The sequence below is a fragment of the Plantactinospora sp. B6F1 genome, assembly GCF_040120695.1.
In the GTDB taxonomy this organism is placed as follows: domain Bacteria; phylum Actinomycetota; class Actinomycetes; order Mycobacteriales; family Micromonosporaceae; genus Plantactinospora.
The window spans coordinates 1-17,379 of the sequence record NZ_JBEEAC010000002.1; the positions used below are offsets into that span (position 1 = coordinate 1).

The window sequence follows — 17,379 nt, forward strand, 5'->3', positions numbered from 1 at the left end:
ACTCCGGCATCGGCCTGCACACCCCGGCATCAGTGCACTTCGGCACTGCCGACCAGGTCCGCCTCCAGCGAGCCGAGGTCCTCAACGCCGCCTACGCGGCCAACCCCAACCGCTTCCCACGGCAGCCCACGCCGCCACCCATCCCCGGCGCTGCCTGGATCAACCAACCACCAGCCGCCACACAAACAATGTGACCAATCCCTGCCTCATTGATCTTGACAGGTTCCGTAGCGGTCGTGACCCGCCAGAGGGTTCCGAAACTGGGTTAGGCGAGATCGGAAACAGCCCGCTCGATGCTCAGCTCGTACGTGCCCGGTCTCTGATGGCACGAGCCTGGGAGGTGCGTGGCGGGGACTGGGCCGCCACCGTCCGTCCAGAGCAGTGGGCTGAGTTCAACCCCCTGCTGCACCTGGCCGGACAGGCGAACGACCTGGCATTGCGGCTCGCACCCGAGGGCCCCACGCCGTGGGCGAACCGGCTGCGGCTCATGATCAACCAGAGCGCGCCACGGGAGGACGTCGAGGAGACGTGGCGGCAGCTGACCCGGCGGGACCCCTGGCATCGGGAGGGGCACGTACTCAAGCTGACCTACCACTGCAGGAAGTGGAGCGGCTCGCACGAGGCGTTGTTCGGCTTCGCCCGGTCGGTCGCCGCCGCGGCGCCTGCGGGCTCGCCGCTGCACGTACTGCCGGTGCGGGCCGCCTCCGAGTGGGCGCTGTGGGAGCAGGAACGCGGGTCCCCGGGGCCGCACCGCCGACGAGATCGGCCAGCGGTGGCGGCGGGATTCGGTCATGCAGTCCGTCGACAGCGCGCTGTCCCGGTGGTTCCACCAGCCGGCCACCCGGCACGCCGACTGACTCAACGACGTGAACCTCTTGGCGTACGGGCTGGCGCGCACTAGCCGCGACGCCGACGCCGCGCCGGTCTTCGCGTCGATCGGCCGGTACGTAACCGACGTTCCGTGGTCCTGGTGGGGCGGCGTGCGCGGCGATGCTGCCTTCGTCCGAGCCCGCCGCCGCGCCCGCCACGCTGCCCGGCCACCCCAGGTCTACGGCGCATCGCGGCTTGGACCACACTTCGTACCCCAGGCCGCGAGCTTGATCACCGAACGGCGCCTGCCGCGTAAAGCGCAATCGGCCCGCGCTGACAACCCCACCGTGTACGGGCCCTGTTGTCGCTGTTGGAACGCCACAACTCAGCGGGCCGGACAGCGGGCGGTTCGGCTTGTTCGGGGGCCGATGACGGTAACCAGCGCTGAAACGGGGGCGACCAGATCCAGGCCCGGCCAACGAGAGTCGCGGCAGTTCGCGAGTTGTGCTGGACGACGCCGCCGAAAACCAGCATATCGACGCCAGCGGCGACGACGGTGCGATCGGTGACGTCACCATCGGGAACGGCGGGCACCTGCTGCCAGGTGCCGGTGGTGGTGTCGAGCACTGGCCCGGCGACGTCGACATAGACGGCGGCGGCGTTGGTGTAAGCACCGGCGCCCGGGGTTCCTGTGGTCGGTGGTGCGGGCAGTACCGACCAGGTGCCGGTTGTCGGGTCGATGCGACCGCCGTTGGGGTACGGGCGGCCCCAGTTGCCGATCTGGCCGCCGTCGGCGTGGCCCAGCGTGGGGTTGACCAGTTCGCCGTTCGCCGCGATCCACGGGGCAGTGGTCAGGATGGTCGAGTCGGTCAGCCGCTCCCAGGAGCGGTTCGTCAGATCCAGGGTCGCCGCTCGGGTGACGGGGGGCTTGTCCGCACCCGGATTGCTGACCAGTTCGTGGTCGAACAGCACGACCTCACGTCCGGTCCATGCCATGGTGCGGTCGTAGCCGGCGCCCAGCGGGTCAGTTGGTAGCGGAGCCCAGGTCCGCGTCTGAGGGTCGAGGACGTAATCCTTGCCGGACCGGATCTCGTGGCTACCCGGGTACGCCACCAGCCGGTCACCGGCGGCGAGGATCCGGTAGCCGGCGTCGCCGTCGAACGGCGCCGGTAGCCGTTCCCAGCTGTCCCGATCAATGTCGTAGACGAGCAGTTCTGCGGGTACGGCCAAAGCAGTGGCGCCGGCCAGGATGTACGCGACGGACCCGATGATGACACCCTGCGCTCCCGACAGCGGCGTGGGGGAGTCAGCAAGCCGCCGCCAGTGGCCACTGAGCGGATCGAGGGCCGCCCCGTCCGTCAGCGGCGTCCGGGCGAAAACACAGTGGGCGGACACCGGACATGCCTCGTCCCTGCCGCCGATGATCAACACCTCGCGTCCCGTCCACACTCCCAACGCCGCCGCCCGAGCAGCGAGCGGGAAACTGGGTATCTCGCGCCACACTCCCGCCGGTGGCGGCACCTCGCCGGCCGGCGAGCCAGCCGTCCCGCACGCCGTCACGGCAAGCACACCACAACACGCCGCAGCGATCAGAGCCGAAGGGTTGCCTCTCATGACGGTTAAACGACGTGTCCACCGCCCCGGTTCCGCCAAACCGGTGCTCCAACTTCTCGGCTGTCAGGGACGAGCCTCGCCTTGAAGCACAGCGAGCGTAGCCGCGAACGAGGCGGTCAAGCTTTCTAGAACCGCTTTCCCTTTCGCGTCTGTGGCCAGGGACGGTTGGCCGATCACTCCGCTCTCGGTGTAGCCGCGCATTCCCAGGACCAGCAGGTCAGGGCGCTCGGCAAGGTGATCGGCGTTCCGATAGCCATCCCTGACGACCTCAGGACACAGGTGTAGCAGCAGGGAGGTTTCGATCTCGCCAGCGTGCATATCGTCGTGGCTGCTACTGGCCAGCCCAGCCCGCTGGCGGGCGGTTGCCCAGTCCTGTCGCCCGGGGAAGAGGGCCATCCGGCGGTCGCCGACGTTGGCTTCCTGCACCACGTTGGACAGCACGTAGTTCCCGCCATGGCCGTTGACCACGACCAACCGATCAACACCCGACCCGCGCAACGACTCCGCGACGTCGGTGATGATGCGGGCCAGGGTGGACGAGCGGATACTCACCGAGCCGGGCCAGCCGGTGTGCTCCTGCGAGCAACTGATGGTCACGGGTGGCAGGAGCATCAGGTCGTAGGCGGTGGCAGCAGCCTTCGCGATGGCGCAGGCGACGATCGTGTCCGTGAGCAGGGGTAGGTGATCTCCGTGTTGCTCGAAACTGCCGACGGGTAGCACGGCGACGTCCGCGGCCCGGTTGGCCTCATCCGTGGCCGTCGCGGTGGTGACCAAATCCATGATCACAGTCTGACCGTCGTGGCGACGAGGGAGAAGGCATTCCTGAACCCGACCACCTCGACGGCCGTCGTCCTCCCGGCGAGCCGGGTATGCAACTGGTTAAGGGTGCGCATCGCGCGCGCGGACGATGTCGCAGCGGTCAGAGTCAACGCTCGGCTTCCCTCAGTACCCGCCTCGACCAGCCGGCCGGAGGTGACGTAGGACAAGGCGAGCCAGGCTCGTGTCAGCGCTTCGTCCTGCCGGTAGTCGACAGGCCAGCCGGCCAGAACCTCCTCAAGTGCACGCACTGCCGCCTCAGCTCGGCCGAGACGCAGCAGACAGTAGCCCTCGTGGGCCCGCAGGTAGGCGAGAGTGCAGTGGCGGCCAATGGTGTCCGAATCGTCCGCGCCGACGTCCGCCGCCCGATCGATCAAACGATGTGCGGCCTTGATCGCGACCAGCGAGCGTGATTGGTCGCCACGGAGAGCGTGCCCCTGGGCCTGGCGAATCAGGCACAGGGCGCGGTCACGATCGGTGAGTGACACGAAGGTCTCGGCAGTCCCGGCGAGGGCGGCGGCTTGAGCGCCGTCGAGGCGGTCTGCGGCCTGCTGCGCCTGCCGCATCAAGACGTAGGCGGCCATCCGCTTGTCTCCCACCCTACGCGCCAGCCGAAGCGCCTGGTCGAGCCAGTGCGTCGCGGCGGTGGCGTCCCCAAGGTTGTCGGCGGTCCATGAGCCAAACTCCGCCCACCGCGCCTCCACCGCCAGCAGACGCTGCTTTACGTCATCCGACGCCTCGTCACGGTAGCGGCGGATGACGGCCGACTCTCGACAGACAGCGTCGTAGACCTGCCGGGATCCGAACATGTTGTGAGAGACGGCGAGGAGTCGGAGCATCTCGGTCCAGTGCAGGGCCAACACGGGGTCTACGCCCACCGAGGCGTGTCCCAGCCCAACCGAGCCCCAGCCCTCGGACCGGCCTACCGGCCAAGCGGCCAGACCGCTCGATGTTGCCGTGGGCCACGCGACCCGGCCGTCAGGAAATGGCTCCCGGCCCGTCCCGGTCAGGACGTCGCCGAGTGCTGGCGGCGAATCGCGTTCGACCTCACCCCACCGCGCACGTTGCCCAGCATCGACTTTCTCCTGATCATGCCGCTGCTTGAGTCGCCGGTACTCGTCGTACCCGGCAAGCAACTCACCACCGGCACCCAGCAGCCTCTCGCAACGCTGCCAGAAGATCCGATCAACAACCTGCTGGCCGCGCTCAACCCCGGCGACGGTGCTCCGAGTGCTGTGCACCCGCGCGGCCAGAGCAGCCTGAGTTAAACCATGCGAATTTCGCCGTTCGGCAAGCTTTGCGCCGACTGCGCGCTTCGCATCTTGGACCTGCTGCGGATCGATCACGAAACCCCGACCTCCACGACCGCGCTACCGGACACAAGTGCCAATCGACGCAGAGCGAAGCCACCGTAACCGACCACGACCCGGCCGGGCGAGCACTCACCAGGCCAAGAATCCGCCGTCCCAACATTCGGATCCCTCGGCGAGGTGCAAGCGATGCCGCCAAAACGCCCTCGCACACAGCGGGACGCCACCGGACAGGGCCGGATGCAAGGGATGCCCGTCGCACGAGCACCCACCGAGCACCCAACCATCCACAGGGGACAAAAACACGAAGGCGCCTGACCCATTCTCCCGCAGGTCAGACGCCTTTCGATCTTGCGCGCCCGAAGGGATTCGAACCCCTAACCTTCTGATCCGTAGTCAGATGCTCTATCCGTTGAGCTACGGGCGCAACTGCCGGGTCAGTCTACACACCGACCTAAGCGCGGAGACTCCGGGATTCGAACCCGGGAGGGGCTTTAAGACCCCAACCGCATTAGCAGTGCGGCGCCATAGACCAGACTAGGCGAAGTCTCCCCGTGGTCCCATCAGACCACGTCGGTCGAGGATACAGGGCAGCGACCCGGCGGGGCAAAGCGACTTCCCGGACAGCCCGTGCACCACCGTGGCCAGCCCCATCACGCCCGGCGGTCACCGCCCAGACCTCCACCGATTCCTGTTCGGTGCCGATCCGCCACCGAGACTAGGCTCACATGATATGGAGGAGCAGCCGCCCACCGAACCGCCACGCCGCCGCCCGGAGCCGAAGTCGACGCGCCGCTCCGGCCCGGCCAGGGCCGCCTTCACCTCCGGCCCGGAACCCTCGACGGAGACGCCCGACCAGTCCGTGGTGCCGCCCCGGCTGCCACGCGCCCGCAAGACGCCACCGACTGTGCTCTTCCAGCCACCAGCCGAGCCCGAGCCGCTGCCGCCCAAGCGGCCTCTCGCACGACCTACTCAATCACCCGAAGCAGTCGCGCAGCCGACTCCTGCCACGCCGTCGTCGGCCCCAGGCCGGGCCGATCGCGTTCCGCCGGCCATGGCGACACCGACCGGTGCGCAGACCGCCGGCACAGCCCCGACAACCGACCCGGCTCCGGCTCCGGCCAAGAAAGCGGCCAGAAAGGCGGCCGGGGAAGCCGCTAGGGAAGCGGCAGCGAAGCCCGACGAGGGGACCGCCGGCGGAGCGACCTCTCCGCCGGTCGGGCCTGCCGGCCCGGCCGGTGGAGCGACCGCCAGCGACACCGCCGCAGAGAACGCCCTCACGAAGGCGGCCGGATCCGAAGCCACCGCCAGCGAGGCCGGTCCGGCGAAGAAGACCACCACCACCAGGAAGACCACCACCAGGAAGACCGTCGCCAAGAAGACCGCCGCCACGAGGGCGACCCCCACGAAGAAGACCACCGCCCGGAAGACCGCCGCCACGGAAGCGACCGCCACGACCAAGGCAGCCCCTAAGAAGGCCGGCACCGTGACGAAGGCCGCCGCCAAGAAGGCAGGCCCCGCCAAGAAGGCTAACCTCGCCAAGAAGACCGCCCCGAAGAAGGCGCCCGAGACCACCGACCCCGCGGATAGCCCCGTGAGCGAAACCACGACCTCCGCCGATGCCGACACCGCCGGGCCGACCAGCACCGCCGGGCCGACCAGCATGGCGGAACAGACCGGCATGGCGGTACGGACCGATCCTCCCGACGAGAAGTCCGGCACGCCGAGCGGACCGACCGGTGTCGGTACGTCGTACCCGGTCGGCGCACCCGACGTGATCGTCCGGGCGGATCGGATGGATCGGGCGGGTCGGGCAGCCTCGGGGCGTACGCCTGGATCGGAGGCGCGGACCTCGACGGCCCGGCGGATCCTCGACCACCCCGGGTACGCTCCCGAACTGCTCGCCCTGGCCGCGGTACGCGGACTGGGCCCGGAGGCCCGAGCCTGGGCGACAGCGGTCCGGGCCGCCTACCCGGGCGCCACCGCCGACGGCCTGGTCCGGCTGGCCACCCGACGGTACGTGCGGCTCGCCGCGACCGGCGGGGCCCTGTCCACGGCGACCGGGATACTCGCCCCGCTCGCCGAGCTGGTCGCCGTCACCTGGGCTCAGGCCGGTCTGGTGCTGCACCTGGCGGCCGCGTACGACCATGATCCGACCCGGCCGGAGCGGGCCGTCGACCTGTTGGTGCTGACCCGGGTCCACCCGGATGTGGCGAGTGCGCGGGCGGCCCTGGACGCCGCCGAGGAGGCGCTCGCCGGCCGGCGGGAACGTCCCGGATCGGCCGCCGCCGCCGACGACGACTCGACGGAGGGCGTCGACGCGGAACCGGGCCGGCTGGCCGAGGCGGGCTGGCGGCTGGCCGCGCCGGTGGCCGCCCGGACCGTGAACTGGCTGGCGCTGCGGCTGGCTGTACGGCGACTGCCCGGGGCGATGACGCTGGCCGCCGCGATGCTGAGTTCGAGCGATACCGAACGGCTCGCCGCCCGGGCCGTCGGGTACTACCGCTCGGGACCGGGCTGGTCGAACCCCGCCGAGCGTCCGGGGTGACGGTCGGGGGCGAGCCCACCGCCTACAACCAGTCGAACCACTCCTCGGGCAGCAGCGCGTAACCGACGAAGGCGACCACGTCCAGCAGGGTGTGCGCCACCACCAGCGGCAGCACCCGCCTGCCGCGCAGGAAGAACAGCGCGAACACCACTCCCATGACCACGTTTCCGACGAACGCGCCGAAGCCCTGGTACAGGTGGTACGAGCCGCGCAGCAGTGCGCTGGCGGCGATGACGGCGCCGATCCGCCATCCCATCTCGCGCAGCCGGGTCATCAGGTAGCCGACCACGACGATCTCTTCGAGGATCGCGTTCTGCGCGGCCGACAGGACGAGGACCGGGACCGCCCACCACAGGTCCGGCAGCTTGGCCGGGACGACGCTGGCGTTGATGCCGAGGTGCGCGGCGACCCAGAAGAGTCCGAGTCCGGGCAGGCCGATCGTTGCGGCCAGCGCCGCCCCCCAGGCCAGGTCGCGGCCGGGTCGCCGGCCGTCGAGGCCGAGCAGCTCCCGGGCACCGCCCCGAACCTGGTCGGGCAGCGCGTCCCGGGCGAGCAACCCGTCGCGGCCCAGGGTCGGGTCGGTCCGGTCCCGGTTCAACAGGTGTACGGCGAGCAGCACCGGCACGAGGGCGAAGAAGATCCCGAGGAGCTGGTACGTGAGGTCGAGCCAGGGCCGCGTCGACTGGGAGGCGTTCAGCGTGGCGGTCTGCTGGGACAGCGGCCGGTCGGCGGTGAGCCGGGCGATGATCGTCACCGCCGAGTAGACGGCGGACTGCCCCAGGGACAGCCCGAGTACCAGGAGCACCTCGGGGCCCAGCACGCGTCGGGAGAGCGGGCGGGCGAGATCAACCGTCACCCGACAACTGTGCCCGATCGGAGCGTCCGCCGGGGGCGTCCGCAACGGTCTCCGCGCCGGCCTCCGCGCCGGTGTCCGCGCCGGTGTCCGCGCCGGCCTCCGCTACCGAACCGACGGCGAACCGGGTACGTCGGATTTGGCATCGCACACTTCCCGGCCGGTCCGCAGGCATTTCGGCTCCCGCCCGGAGTCGGTTCTCCGACAACGGGCGATTGGCCTTCGATCGCACATTCTGTGCGACCAACCCTGACTCACGGTATTCATTCTTATCCGCGCAGTGGCCCCGACCGAGAAGGTGTCATGGACAACCTCGCGCAGCTGTTGAAGGAGAGCTGGACCCTCGTCGAAGATCGACGGGACAAGATCGCGGGATACTTCTACGCCCGGATGTTCCTGTCCGATCCCGCCCTGCGCACACTCTTTCCGGTGCAGATGGACGGCCAGCGGGACCGCCTGTTGGAGGCGATCGTGACCGCCGTCCAGACCATCGACGACCCTGAGAGCTTCGACGAGTACCTCCGCTCGCTCGGCCGCGACCACCGCAAGTACCACGTCAGGCCGGCGCACTACGACACGATGGGCAGCGCGCTGCTGGCCGCGTTGCGCGAGACCGCGGGCGAGCAGTGGACCGTGGAGTACGACCAGGCGTGGCGGGACGCGTACCGGGTGATCGCCGAGCGCATGCAGGCGGGCGCGGCCGACGACCCGAACCCGCCGTTCTGGCACGCGGAGGTGATCGGCCACGAACGCCGGGGCAGCGACGTCGCCGTACTGACCTGCCGTCCACTCCAGCACCACCTGCCCTACCGCGCCGGCCAGTACGTCAGCGTCGAGGTGCCGCGCTACCAGCCGCGCCTCTGGCGGACGTACTCGATCGCCAACGCCCCGCGCGCGGACAACACGCTCGAGTTCCACGTCCGGGCGGTCGGTGCCGGCTGGGTTTCCAGTGCCCTGGTCCGCCGGGTCAGGGTCGGTGACCTGTTGCGGGTGGCCGCCCCGATGGGGGCGATGACGCTGGACCGGTCCTCCACCAGGGACGTGCTCTGCGTGGCCGGTGGGGTCGGGCTGGCTCCGATCAAGGCGCTCGCCGAGGAACTGGCCTCCTACAACCGCAGCCGGTGGATGCACGTCTTCGTCGGCGCGGCCGGCCGCGACGACCTGTACGGGCTGACCGAGCTCCAGGACCTCGCCGCCCCACATCCGTGGCTGTCGATCATTCCCGTGTGCAGCGCGGATCCGGGCTTCGACGGCGAACGGGGCGAGATCACCGACGTCTTCGCCCGGTACGGCCCGTGGACCACCCACGACTGCTACGTCTCCGGATCGGCCACCCTGGTCCGCTCCGCACTGCGCGCCCTCGCCGCCGACAACGTGCCCCCGGAGAACATCCGGTACGACGCCTTCGGCGACCTCTAGACACCCTCCCTCTCCCCCAAAGCCGGGTCTCCGTGCCCTACCTGCAGGGCACGGAGACCCGGCTCCCGTTTCAATGGGCCACGCGAAGCCGGCCCGCGCCGAGCGGCCCGCGCCGAGCGGCCCGCGCTTGAGCAGCCCGCGCCGAGCGGCCCGCGCGGAGCCGGCTCAGTAGCGCCAGGGGTTGCCGGTGTCCCGGTACTCCTCGATCGGCACCAGTGGGACCTCCGGATCCATCCGGTCGACGTAGAGCCGGCCCTCCAGGTGGTCGATCTCGTGGGCGACCAGTCGGGCCATGGCGAGTTCGAACGACGTGATCATGCGCTTGCCGTCCCAGCGGGCGTGTTCGACGTCGAGCCGGAGCGGCCGGGCGACCAGGCCACGGAGGTCGAAGAGGGAGAGGCAGCCCTCGTACTGCTCGTCGGTCTCCAGCGCGGCGTCGACCACCCGGGGGTTGAGCAGTACGACCGGCTCGGCGTCCCGCTCCGGTGGGCGAACCACGGTGGCTGCCCAGGGGAGCCCGATCTGCGGCGCGGCGAGCCCGACCCCCTTGCTGAACGGGTGCAGTTCGTCGAGGCGTTCCAGGGCGGCCCGGAGCCGGGTCACCACCTCCCGGGCGTGGGCGTCGTCCCGGGGCAGGTCGAACTGCCGGGCTGGCTGGCGGAGCAGGTCGGCGCCGAGCTGCACGATGCCGGCGGCCCGCATCCGGTCGCTGGCCCGGCCCTCCGATTCGGCCGGCGTGCTGGCGGGTGCGGTCGGCTGGGCCCGGTAACGCCACTCCAGCCGGTATCGGGCGTTCAGCGGTGGGTCGTCGGTCGACCACTCGAACAGCGCCCGGCCGTCCTCGTCGTGCCGGACCAGTGGCGTACGCAGCGGCCCCTCCTCGGCCGACAGCGACGTCTCCACGCCCCAGACCTGCGGGTCGAGATCGATCGGCAGGTCGAGCCGGAGCGCGAGCCGGCGAGTGGGCAGCCGTACGGCGCGCTGGAACCACTGCCCCCACTTGTCCTGGTTGACGCGGTACGAGTACTCGGTGGTGATTCGCTCGCCCGGATAGAGCGGAAACCGGCCGTCGCCGTTCTCGAAGAGCAGCCACACCTCCTTGAACGCGTCCCGGTCGTGCTTCTTGCGCCACTCCATCGGCTCGCGGCTGCCCTGGTCGTCGCAGAACGCCTGGAGGTCCAGTTCGCCGAAGGTCAGCGGATTCTGCCGGTGGTGCCGGTTGGACCGGGCCGGGTCGTTGGGGTAGCGATCCACGGCGATCCGTACCAGGTAGCGGGTCACCGGCTCCGTCCCGGCGTTGTAGAGCGCCCGCCGGATCACGCAGCGGTACGCGCCCTCGTGGTAGGCGAGGGTGGCGGTCTCCTGTTCCACGATCAGGCCGGTGCCGGGCGGCATCCACTGTTCGGGCACGGGTGGGTCGCGGTGCGCGACGGCGCTGGAGCGGGCCTGCCGCAGCTCGTCGTACTCCTGGAAGCGCTGCCAGATCGCTCCGGCAGCGCCGAGTACGGCCTCCGCGCGCCGGGCGAAGTCCTCGGTCGGCCGGTGCCGCCGACCCTCGACATGGCTGACGTAGGAGGGGTCGAACCCCATCCGGGCCGCGAGCTGCTTCTTGGTCATGCCCCGCTCGACCCGCCGGCGGGAAAGCTCGGCCGCGAACGAGTCGGCAGCCCGCTCGATTGGCGTGGTCATCAGGTTCCTCTGGCCGGGAATCTCAGTTTGCTGGCCGAGCCGGCCAGTCTGACAGAACTGGCGCGTTAACGACAATGGCTTGACATTCCGGGCCCTGTAGATCACCATCCCGGGCCCCGTAGCAACCTCGCGTCCCGGTCGGATCCGCGACGTGTCGGGAAAACATCTCGGTCGGGCACCCGAAACCTCCCGACTCTGGTTAGCCTTGCCTTAGTAGGCTAGGGTGACGTTCAGTCGTCAGACGTGGGGGGTTGATCCAGGTGGCATCGAGGCAGACCAGTCCGCTTGCGGACGTCGTGCCGGGCACCTGTCCGCCCTTCGGACCGCTGCGAAACGGCGACCAAGCGTGACGATCCTGATCGGCGATCGGGCCGCCACACCACTGGCTCCGGTGACCGCCACGCTGCGGGCCGCCTTCGGCACCGACGATCTGCCCGGCCTCGCGACCGGCCTGCTGATCTCCGACGAGACCGGCTGGACCCCGGCGACCGAGCTGGTGGACGGCACCCGGCTGCCCGAGTTGCTGGCCGTCAGCCGGCACCGCTTGGGCGCCAGCTCGCACGCCGCCGCCGCGCTGGCCTGGAAGTCCTACACATACTGGCTGCTCCTGCCCGTGGTGCTCGGCTGGGCCTCCGCGCGCCGGGTGCCGCTGCTGCGCCCGTCGGACGTACTGATCCGGTTCGAGGACCAGCGGCCGCTGCTCACCCTCGGCCTGCGCCGCTCCACCGAGATCGCGGTGCTTCCGTCGGACCCGCTGGCCCTGCACGGCCTGCCCGAGGTGCGGGTGGTGCTGGGTGAGGCCGAGCTGCTCGCGGCGCTGCGCTCGTCCCTGCTCGACACGCACCTGACCCCGATGCTCGATTCACTACACCAGCAGGTGCGGGTGGGTGCCCGTACGCTGCTCGGCTCGGTCGCGTCGAGTGTGGCGTACGGCGTGCTGCGGGCCGCCGACGCGCTGCCCGGCGGCTCCGCCGAGACGATCGGGGCGCTGCTCGACACCCTCGGTGTGGCGGACCTGATCGAGCTGGTGCCCGGCCCGACCGGCGAGCTGACCGTCCAGCGCAAGACCTGCTGCCTGGCCTTCACCCTGCCGCAGCCCAAGGTCTGCGCCGGCTGCTGCATCCGTACCCCCTGACCGCCGGGCCGCGGCCGCAGCGGGCCACCCCGGCGCCGCGTTCCCGGACGTCGCCGGGCGTGGTGAACCGCCGCGGGAGATCGACGCTGGACTGTTACCGCCCTGACATGCCGGTCACACCTCTTCGGGTTATGTTCGGATGGTCTGTACCAAAACAACCCTCAACTGGTCACAACCGATGCCTGAAGTCACGAGTTCGGCTCGCACGAGTGCCCCAATTTTCCTACGGTCGTCGTAGATGGTTCACTCTGTCGGTCCAGTGCAGGTCGAGTCAGAGCGTGAGGGATCTACGCATGGCAGAAATAACTGGAGATCAGCGTATTCAGGAAGAGGTGCTTGAAGGCCTGGCCACCGCCGTCAACCACCGACGCTGGTTCGTCGAGCTGGCCCTCCCCTACCTCGGGGACAACCCGATCGAGATCGGCAGTGGCCTGGGTGACTACGCCATCGAGTGGGCGCCGTTCCTGGAGCGGTTCACCGCGACCGAGGCCGACCCGGACCGGCTGATCGCTCTGAAGGAACGCCTCGCCGGCGAGCCGAGCATCGAGGTACGTCAGATGCTGTTGCCCACCACCGAGGACGGCGACTACAGCGCCGCCGTCTCCTACAACGTGCTGGAGCACATCGAGGACCACGTCGGGGCGCTGCGCAGCATGCGCAACCTGGTCCGGCCCCGCGGGGCGGTCGTGCTGATCGTGCCGGCCTTCGAGTTCGCGATGAGTCCCGCCGACATCGCCACCGGGCACGTCCGGCGCTACACCAAGAAGACCATGCGGGCCGCCCTCGAAGAGGCGGGCCTGGAGGTCGAGACGCTGCACTACGCCAACGCGCTGGGTCTGCTCGGCTACTACATGGCGACCAGTGTCTTCCGGCTGATGCCCAAGGAAGGGCCGATGGTCAAGGTGTACGACACTCTCGTCCTGCCGGTGACCAAGGCCGCCGAGCGGGTGGTCCGCCCCCCGTTCGGCCAGTCCGTCTTCGCGGTCGCCCGAGTGCCCGCCTGAAGCCACCACGGGCCACGGGCCGGCATCGGCACATCTCCCGGATGCCGGCCCCGCCGCCAGCCTCAGCCCTTGACCTGGTACGTCGGCCGGATCACCGCCCGGGCCAGGGTGTGGAAGGCCAGGTTGAAACCGACGTACGCCGGGCTCGCCTCCGGGGTGAGGTCGAGCTTCTCCACATCAAGGGCATGCACGGCGAAGACGTACCGGTGCGGGCGATCCCCGGCCGGCGGGGCTGAGCCGCCGTACGTCTGCTCGCCGTAGTCGTTGCGCACACTGAACGCACCCGGGACACCGGCCGACGACGTCTGCCCGGCTCCCCTGGGCAGCTCGGTCACCTCGACGGGTACGTTGACCAGCACCCAGTGCCAGAATCCGCTTCCGGTGGGCGCGTCGGGGTCGTAGCAGGTGACCGTGAAGCTCCTGGTCTCGGCCGGGAAGCCGGTCCAGGCGAGCTGCGGCGACAGGTTCGCGCCACCGACGCTCGGGTGGATGAACTCGGCGGCCATCGGCTCGCCGTTCTGCACGTCGTCGCTGGTCAGCGTGAACGCCGGAACGGTCGGCAGCAGCTCGTACGGGTCGGGTGGAACGGGTCGGTCGAGAGTCATCGCGAGTCCTTTCCGCGTGGCGGGTGGCTCGGGCCGAGAACCGGCCTCGTGCCCTTTCTACCCGTTCGACGGGTAACCACCCGCGCGCACCTCGCCGCCGGCCACCTGCGCCCACTGTCGCCCACCCCGTCCGTCCGGTCGGGACTCGTCTGCCCCGGCACGCAGCCGGGCGGCGGTACGTAGCTGGCCGGGGGTGACGCCGGGCGGGGGTACGGCGGCGCGACGGTGGATCTCGACCACCAACGGGCGGCGTGGCTGCTCGACTCGGGCCAGATAGCCACGGGCCGCCGCCAGCGCCTCGCAGTGCAGTACGCCGCAGGTGCGGCAGATCCCCTCCGCGTCCGGGGCGTGGTCGGCGACGATCCGCCGGGCCACCAGGATCAGTCGGTTCCGCACCTGCACCGGGGTGAGCCGCAGCTCCATGGCGCCCTCGCTTCACTCCGTACGCCCACCCGGGCGTGACCGTCGCCAGCGGCCCCGTACCGCCGATTTCCACAGAAGTTGTGCACACAGAATCACTGTGCGATTACTACGCGTAGAGCGTAGGGGTACCTACCGCGTGGCAGTCAACCGAGTGTGGAACATCTCCCAGGTACCGGAACAGCCCCCGGACAGCCGAAACGACCGCAAGCGGGGAGGCGGGGAGCTTCGCCTCGAACCCACAGACTGGTAGAGATGATCTCCCCGCCGTCCGTCACCCGCCGGCCCCACGTGGTCGTGTCTACGACTCGCGAACCGATCATGTACGGGAGGATGTCGAATGGCTGCGGGTGTGGGGACACACGCCCCGATGCGGCAGCCAACCGGACCACGGCCCGTGTATCACCCTGATAGCCCGGGTCGGCGCCATCCTCGACGCTATGGACGAGCCGCTACTGACGTCGGAGGACCGGCCATGACTCCGATGTTCGACGGCTGGTCACCGAACCTTGAGGATCTGACCGCCCGCCGATTCCTGCTCGTGCACCGCAACGGTTGCCGCTTGCCAATCCTGTGACGGAGACGGGAATGCCGGCACCTGACGTGGGCCGTCGACTACTTCCGCCAGCCCGACCAGCCGGTGCCGGGACAGTTATCCACAGACCCCGATGACAGCCCCTGCCCACCCGACCAGTCGGCGGCAAGCTCCACACGTCGGCGAGGCCACTCCGACCAGCGCCGGCCACACTTACGGGGCGGTGGGGCGCCGCGACAGTAGGCCACCTGCAGCAGGACGCGGCCCCGTCCACCCGGGCGGGGCCGCAGCGCGTTCGGACGTGACGGGCTCGACGAGCGGGCATGACCGCTGTCACCTGGCCGACACGGAGCGAGTACGGTCGATCACGAGGCGCCAGGATGGCCGGGCCGACAACCGCCCGAGGGAGATGCCGTGACCCACCAGCCGCCCACAGACCCAGTCCCGCATGTCCCCGGCCCGCAAACGCCGGCCTACAACCCGCTCGCCGGAGACCCGCCGCCTCCGTCGCCCTCGTACGCCACCCCGCTGCACGCACCGCCCAAGAAGCGATCCTCGGCGCCGTGGATCGTCGGCGGCCTAGCCAGCATCGTGCGCGTCGACATCAAGGTCGTTTCCGACCAGTTGGGGCACTCGACGACCACGATCACGCGGGACAGCTACCAGCACGTCCGGCGGGCGATGCACGACGGTGCGGTCGAGGCGGTCGTGGCGCTGCTGCCGGAGCGTACCCGGGTCGAGGCGGCCGAGTGACCAACCGGGTGTCCATGGCGTGTCCACAGCGAAGGGGCACGGCTCCTGGCCGCACCCCTGGCGATTCGGTGGTGATCTGCGTTTGTACTGGTCAGCGCGGAGGGCGTGGGATTCGAACCCACGAGGACGTTGCCGCCCTACCGGTTTTCAAGACCAGCGCCATCGGCCACTAGGCGAGCCCTCCCGGTGCCGCGGTGGTCGATCCGACGGTCCACGGCCGTGCCTAGTGTGCCATGGCCGGTCGCCGACCGGGCGTACCCGGCCGGGGAGCCGCCGACCGACCCCGGCGGCCCTCGACGAGTCCCGGCCGGATCGACCGGCGTACCCGGCACGGGACCACCGATTCCGGGCCGAGGCTTCGAACGCATGCCGGATCGGGTAAGACTGGAGCGATGAAGGCGATCACGATCCCGCAGCCGGGTGGGCCCGACGCGTTGGTCTGGGCCGACGTGCCGGACCCGACTCCGGCGCCGGACGAGGTGATGCTCGAGATCCGGGCGAGCGCGGTCAACCGGGCCGACCTGCTGCAACGCCAGGGACACTATCCGCCTCCGCCGGGTGCCCCGCCGTACCCGGGACTGGAGTGCGCGGGGGTGGTCAGCGCGGTCGGCGCCGAGGTGACCGGCTGGAGCGTCGGCGATCCGGCCTGTGCGCTGCTCAGCGGCGGCGGCTACGCCGAACGGGTGGCGGTGCCGGCCGGGCAGCTCCTGCCGGTACCGGCGGGGGTCGACCTGGCCGACGCGGCGGCGCTGCCCGAGGTCGCCTGCACGGTCTGGTCCAACGTGGTCCAGCTGGCCCGGCTCGGCAGCGGGGAGACGCTGCTGGTGCACGGCGGCGGCAGCGGCATCGGCACCTTCGCGGTCCAACTCGGCGCGGCCCTCGGCGCCACCGTGCTGGCCACCGCACGGGGCAGCAAGCACGACCGACTCCGTGAGCTGGGCGCCAGCGGCGTCATCGACTATGCCGAGGAGGACTTCGTCGAGGCGACGGAACGGCTCACCGACGGCCGGGGCGCCGACGTGATCCTGGACATCATGGGTGCGTCCTATCTGGGACGTAACGTCCGGGCACTGGCCACCGGCGGCCGGCTCGTGGTGATCGGCCTTCAGGGCGGCCGCCGGGGCGAGCTGGACCTGGCCGCGCTGTTGGCCAAGCGGGGGTCGGTGGCCGCCACCGCGCTGCGCTCCCGACCCGCCGTGGAGAAGGCCGCGATCGTCCGGGGCGTACGTGAGGAGGTCTGGCCGCTGGTCGAGGCGGGCATGGTCCGCCCGGTTATCTACCGGCGGTTGCCGATGTCGGAGGCGGCCGAGGCGCACCGGATCGTCGATTCCAGCGACCATGTCGGCAAGGTGCTACTCACCGTCGACTGAGTCACCTCGCTCAGAGACCGGGGCGGGCAGCATCCGGCGCGGGCCGGCGCCCTGGGCGGCCAGTTCGTCGCCCGGGTTGTAGAGGTTGCAGCTGCGCAGCGACAGGCAGCCACAGCCGATGCAGTTGCTCAGGTTGTCGCGGAGCCGGACCATCAGGTCGATCTTCTCGTCCAGCCGATGGCGCCATTTCGCCGAGAGCCGCGCCCAGTCGGCCTTGGTCGGGGTACGCCCGTCCGGCAGCTCGGCGAGCGCCGCCCGGATGTCCTCCAGTGACACCCCGAGCTGCTGGGAGATCCGGATGAACGACACCCGGCGCAGCGCGGCCCGCTCGAAGCGCCGCTGGTTGCCCCCGGTACGCCCGGCCTGGATCAGCCCGAGCCGCTCGTAGTAGCGCAGCGCCGAGGTCGCCACGCCGGAACGGGCGGCCAGCTCTCCGATGGTCAGGGCCTCCTGCCGCACGTCATCCCCCTCGTCATGCCTTCGCGATCCTCTGCTCTT

At 70.3% G+C, this 17,379-nt stretch carries 16 protein-coding genes, 3 tRNA genes and 1 pseudogene; 8 read left to right on the forward strand and 12 right to left on the reverse strand.

From position 1 onward, the window contains the following. Both ABNF97_RS34085 and ABNF97_RS03080 read left to right on the forward strand, forming a co-directional pair. A pseudogene (locus ABNF97_RS34085) lies at positions 1-194 on the forward strand (IS3 family transposase); the annotation flags it as partial. Between the two features lie 128 nt (positions 195-322). After that, positions 323-901 carry a hypothetical protein gene (locus ABNF97_RS03080; protein WP_349337578.1) on the forward strand — a complete coding sequence of 193 codons (579 nt, stop codon included), beginning with the start codon at positions 323-325 and terminating at the stop codon, positions 899-901. Between the two features lie 200 nt (positions 902-1,101). Here ABNF97_RS03080 and ABNF97_RS03085 read toward each other — a convergent pair whose 3' ends face one another. The 6 genes from ABNF97_RS03085 to ABNF97_RS03110 all read right to left on the reverse strand — a co-directional run bounded on the left by ABNF97_RS03085 (position 1,102) and on the right by ABNF97_RS03110 (position 6,125). Further along, entirely contained in the window at positions 1,102-2,241 is a 1,140-nt protein-coding gene (locus ABNF97_RS03085; RefSeq protein WP_349337579.1) for a Kelch repeat-containing protein, read from the reverse strand. A 246-nt stretch (positions 2,242-2,487) separates the two neighbouring features. Next, on the reverse strand, positions 2,488-3,204 hold the full coding sequence (locus tag ABNF97_RS03090; RefSeq protein ID WP_349337580.1) for a creatininase family protein: 717 nt from the start codon (positions 3,202-3,204) through the stop codon (positions 2,488-2,490). Between the two features lie 2 nt (positions 3,205-3,206). After that, positions 3,207-4,586, reverse strand: coding sequence for an NsdA family TPR-like regulatory protein (locus ABNF97_RS03095; protein WP_349337581.1), 1,380 nt, complete (start codon positions 4,584-4,586; stop codon positions 3,207-3,209). A 318-nt stretch (positions 4,587-4,904) separates the two neighbouring features. Continuing rightward, positions 4,905-4,977: transfer RNA gene (locus tag ABNF97_RS03100), tRNA-Arg, on the reverse strand. 34 nt (positions 4,978-5,011) lie between these two features. Beyond that, positions 5,012-5,102: transfer RNA gene (locus ABNF97_RS03105), tRNA-Ser, on the reverse strand. Positions 5,103-5,522: 420 nt separating this feature from the next. Beyond that, positions 5,523-6,125 (reverse strand): hypothetical protein, encoded by a 603-nt coding sequence (locus ABNF97_RS03110; RefSeq protein WP_349337582.1) that lies wholly within the window; start codon positions 6,123-6,125, stop codon positions 5,523-5,525. A 19-nt stretch (positions 6,126-6,144) separates the two neighbouring features. Between ABNF97_RS03110 and ABNF97_RS03115 the strand changes: the two genes are divergently transcribed. Continuing rightward, positions 6,145-7,098 (forward strand): hypothetical protein, encoded by a 954-nt coding sequence (locus ABNF97_RS03115; protein ID WP_349337583.1) that lies wholly within the window; start codon positions 6,145-6,147, stop codon positions 7,096-7,098. Between the two features lie 22 nt (positions 7,099-7,120). Here ABNF97_RS03115 and ABNF97_RS03120 read toward each other — a convergent pair whose 3' ends face one another. Further along, positions 7,121-7,954 carry a CPBP family glutamic-type intramembrane protease gene (locus ABNF97_RS03120; protein WP_130461134.1) on the reverse strand — a complete coding sequence of 278 codons (834 nt, stop codon included), beginning with the start codon at positions 7,952-7,954 and terminating at the stop codon, positions 7,121-7,123. 300 nt (positions 7,955-8,254) lie between these two features. Here ABNF97_RS03120 and ABNF97_RS03125 point away from each other — a divergent pair, with 300 nt between their 5' ends. Next, positions 8,255-9,370: a globin domain-containing protein gene (locus ABNF97_RS03125; RefSeq protein ID WP_349337584.1), complete on the forward strand. Its 1,116-nt coding sequence runs from the start codon at positions 8,255-8,257 to the stop codon at positions 9,368-9,370. A gap of 165 nt (positions 9,371-9,535) precedes the next feature. Here ABNF97_RS03125 and ABNF97_RS03130 read toward each other — a convergent pair whose 3' ends face one another. Then, entirely contained in the window at positions 9,536-11,062 is a 1,527-nt protein-coding gene (locus tag ABNF97_RS03130; RefSeq protein ID WP_130465685.1) for a peptide deformylase, read from the reverse strand. A gap of 352 nt (positions 11,063-11,414) precedes the next feature. Between ABNF97_RS03130 and ABNF97_RS03135 the strand changes: the two genes are divergently transcribed. Together ABNF97_RS03135 and ABNF97_RS03140 are read left to right on the forward strand one after the other, a co-directional pair. Then, entirely contained in the window at positions 11,415-12,194 is a 780-nt protein-coding gene (locus tag ABNF97_RS03135; RefSeq protein WP_130465686.1) for an IucA/IucC family C-terminal-domain containing protein, read from the forward strand. 293 nt (positions 12,195-12,487) lie between these two features. Beyond that, positions 12,488-13,198 carry a class I SAM-dependent methyltransferase gene (locus ABNF97_RS03140; RefSeq protein WP_349337585.1) on the forward strand — a complete coding sequence of 237 codons (711 nt, stop codon included), beginning with the start codon at positions 12,488-12,490 and terminating at the stop codon, positions 13,196-13,198. 62 nt (positions 13,199-13,260) lie between these two features. Here ABNF97_RS03140 and ABNF97_RS03145 read toward each other — a convergent pair whose 3' ends face one another. Together ABNF97_RS03145 and ABNF97_RS03150 are read right to left on the reverse strand one after the other, a co-directional pair. Further along, entirely contained in the window at positions 13,261-13,803 is a 543-nt protein-coding gene (locus ABNF97_RS03145) for a YbhB/YbcL family Raf kinase inhibitor-like protein (RefSeq protein WP_349337586.1), read from the reverse strand. Between the two features lie 57 nt (positions 13,804-13,860). Next, the gene (locus ABNF97_RS03150) at positions 13,861-14,226 is read right to left on the reverse strand and encodes a hypothetical protein (RefSeq protein ID WP_130461138.1); all 366 of its coding nucleotides are present in this window, start codon (positions 14,224-14,226) and stop codon (positions 13,861-13,863) included. Between the two features lie 946 nt (positions 14,227-15,172). Here ABNF97_RS03150 and ABNF97_RS03155 point away from each other — a divergent pair. After that, on the forward strand, positions 15,173-15,511 hold the full coding sequence (locus ABNF97_RS03155) for a hypothetical protein (RefSeq protein ID WP_349337587.1): 339 nt from the start codon (positions 15,173-15,175) through the stop codon (positions 15,509-15,511). 97 nt (positions 15,512-15,608) lie between these two features. On the opposite strand, the gene ABNF97_RS03160 is transcribed toward ABNF97_RS03155, so the two are convergent. Next, a tRNA-Ser gene (locus ABNF97_RS03160) sits at positions 15,609-15,695 on the reverse strand. Between the two features lie 208 nt (positions 15,696-15,903). Between ABNF97_RS03160 and ABNF97_RS03165 the strand changes: the two genes are divergently transcribed. After that, complete coding sequence (locus ABNF97_RS03165) at positions 15,904-16,881, forward strand: zinc-binding dehydrogenase (RefSeq protein WP_130461139.1); 978 nt, start codon at positions 15,904-15,906, stop codon at positions 16,879-16,881. On the opposite strand, the gene soxR is transcribed toward ABNF97_RS03165, so the two are convergent. Continuing rightward, the gene (soxR, locus tag ABNF97_RS03170) at positions 16,864-17,340 is read right to left on the reverse strand and encodes a redox-sensitive transcriptional activator SoxR (protein WP_130461140.1); all 477 of its coding nucleotides are present in this window, start codon (positions 17,338-17,340) and stop codon (positions 16,864-16,866) included. The two genes, ABNF97_RS03165 and soxR, sit on opposite strands and share 18 nt — an antisense overlap. Positions 17,341-17,379 lie beyond the last annotated feature (39 nt).

Bases quoted from the DNA above. Each gene is read 5' to 3' on its own strand.
- ABNF97_RS03080 (WP_349337578.1), top strand. From the start codon at position 323: ATGGCACGAGCCTGGGAGGTGCGTGGCGGGGACTGGGCCGCCACCGTC.
- ABNF97_RS03090 (WP_349337580.1), bottom strand. From the start codon at position 3,204: ATGGATTTGGTCACCACCGCGACGGCCACGGATGAGGCCAACCGGGCC.
- ABNF97_RS03125 (WP_349337584.1), top strand. From the start codon at position 8,255: ATGGACAACCTCGCGCAGCTGTTGAAGGAGAGCTGGACCCTCGTCGAA.
- ABNF97_RS03140 (WP_349337585.1), top strand. From the start codon at position 12,488: ATGGCAGAAATAACTGGAGATCAGCGTATTCAGGAAGAGGTGCTTGAA.
- ABNF97_RS03145 (WP_349337586.1), bottom strand. From the start codon at position 13,803: ATGACTCTCGACCGACCCGTTCCACCCGACCCGTACGAGCTGCTGCCG.
- ABNF97_RS03150 (WP_130461138.1), bottom strand. From the start codon at position 14,226: ATGGAGCTGCGGCTCACCCCGGTGCAGGTGCGGAACCGACTGATCCTG.
- ABNF97_RS03165 (WP_130461139.1), top strand. From the start codon at position 15,904: ATGAAGGCGATCACGATCCCGCAGCCGGGTGGGCCCGACGCGTTGGTC.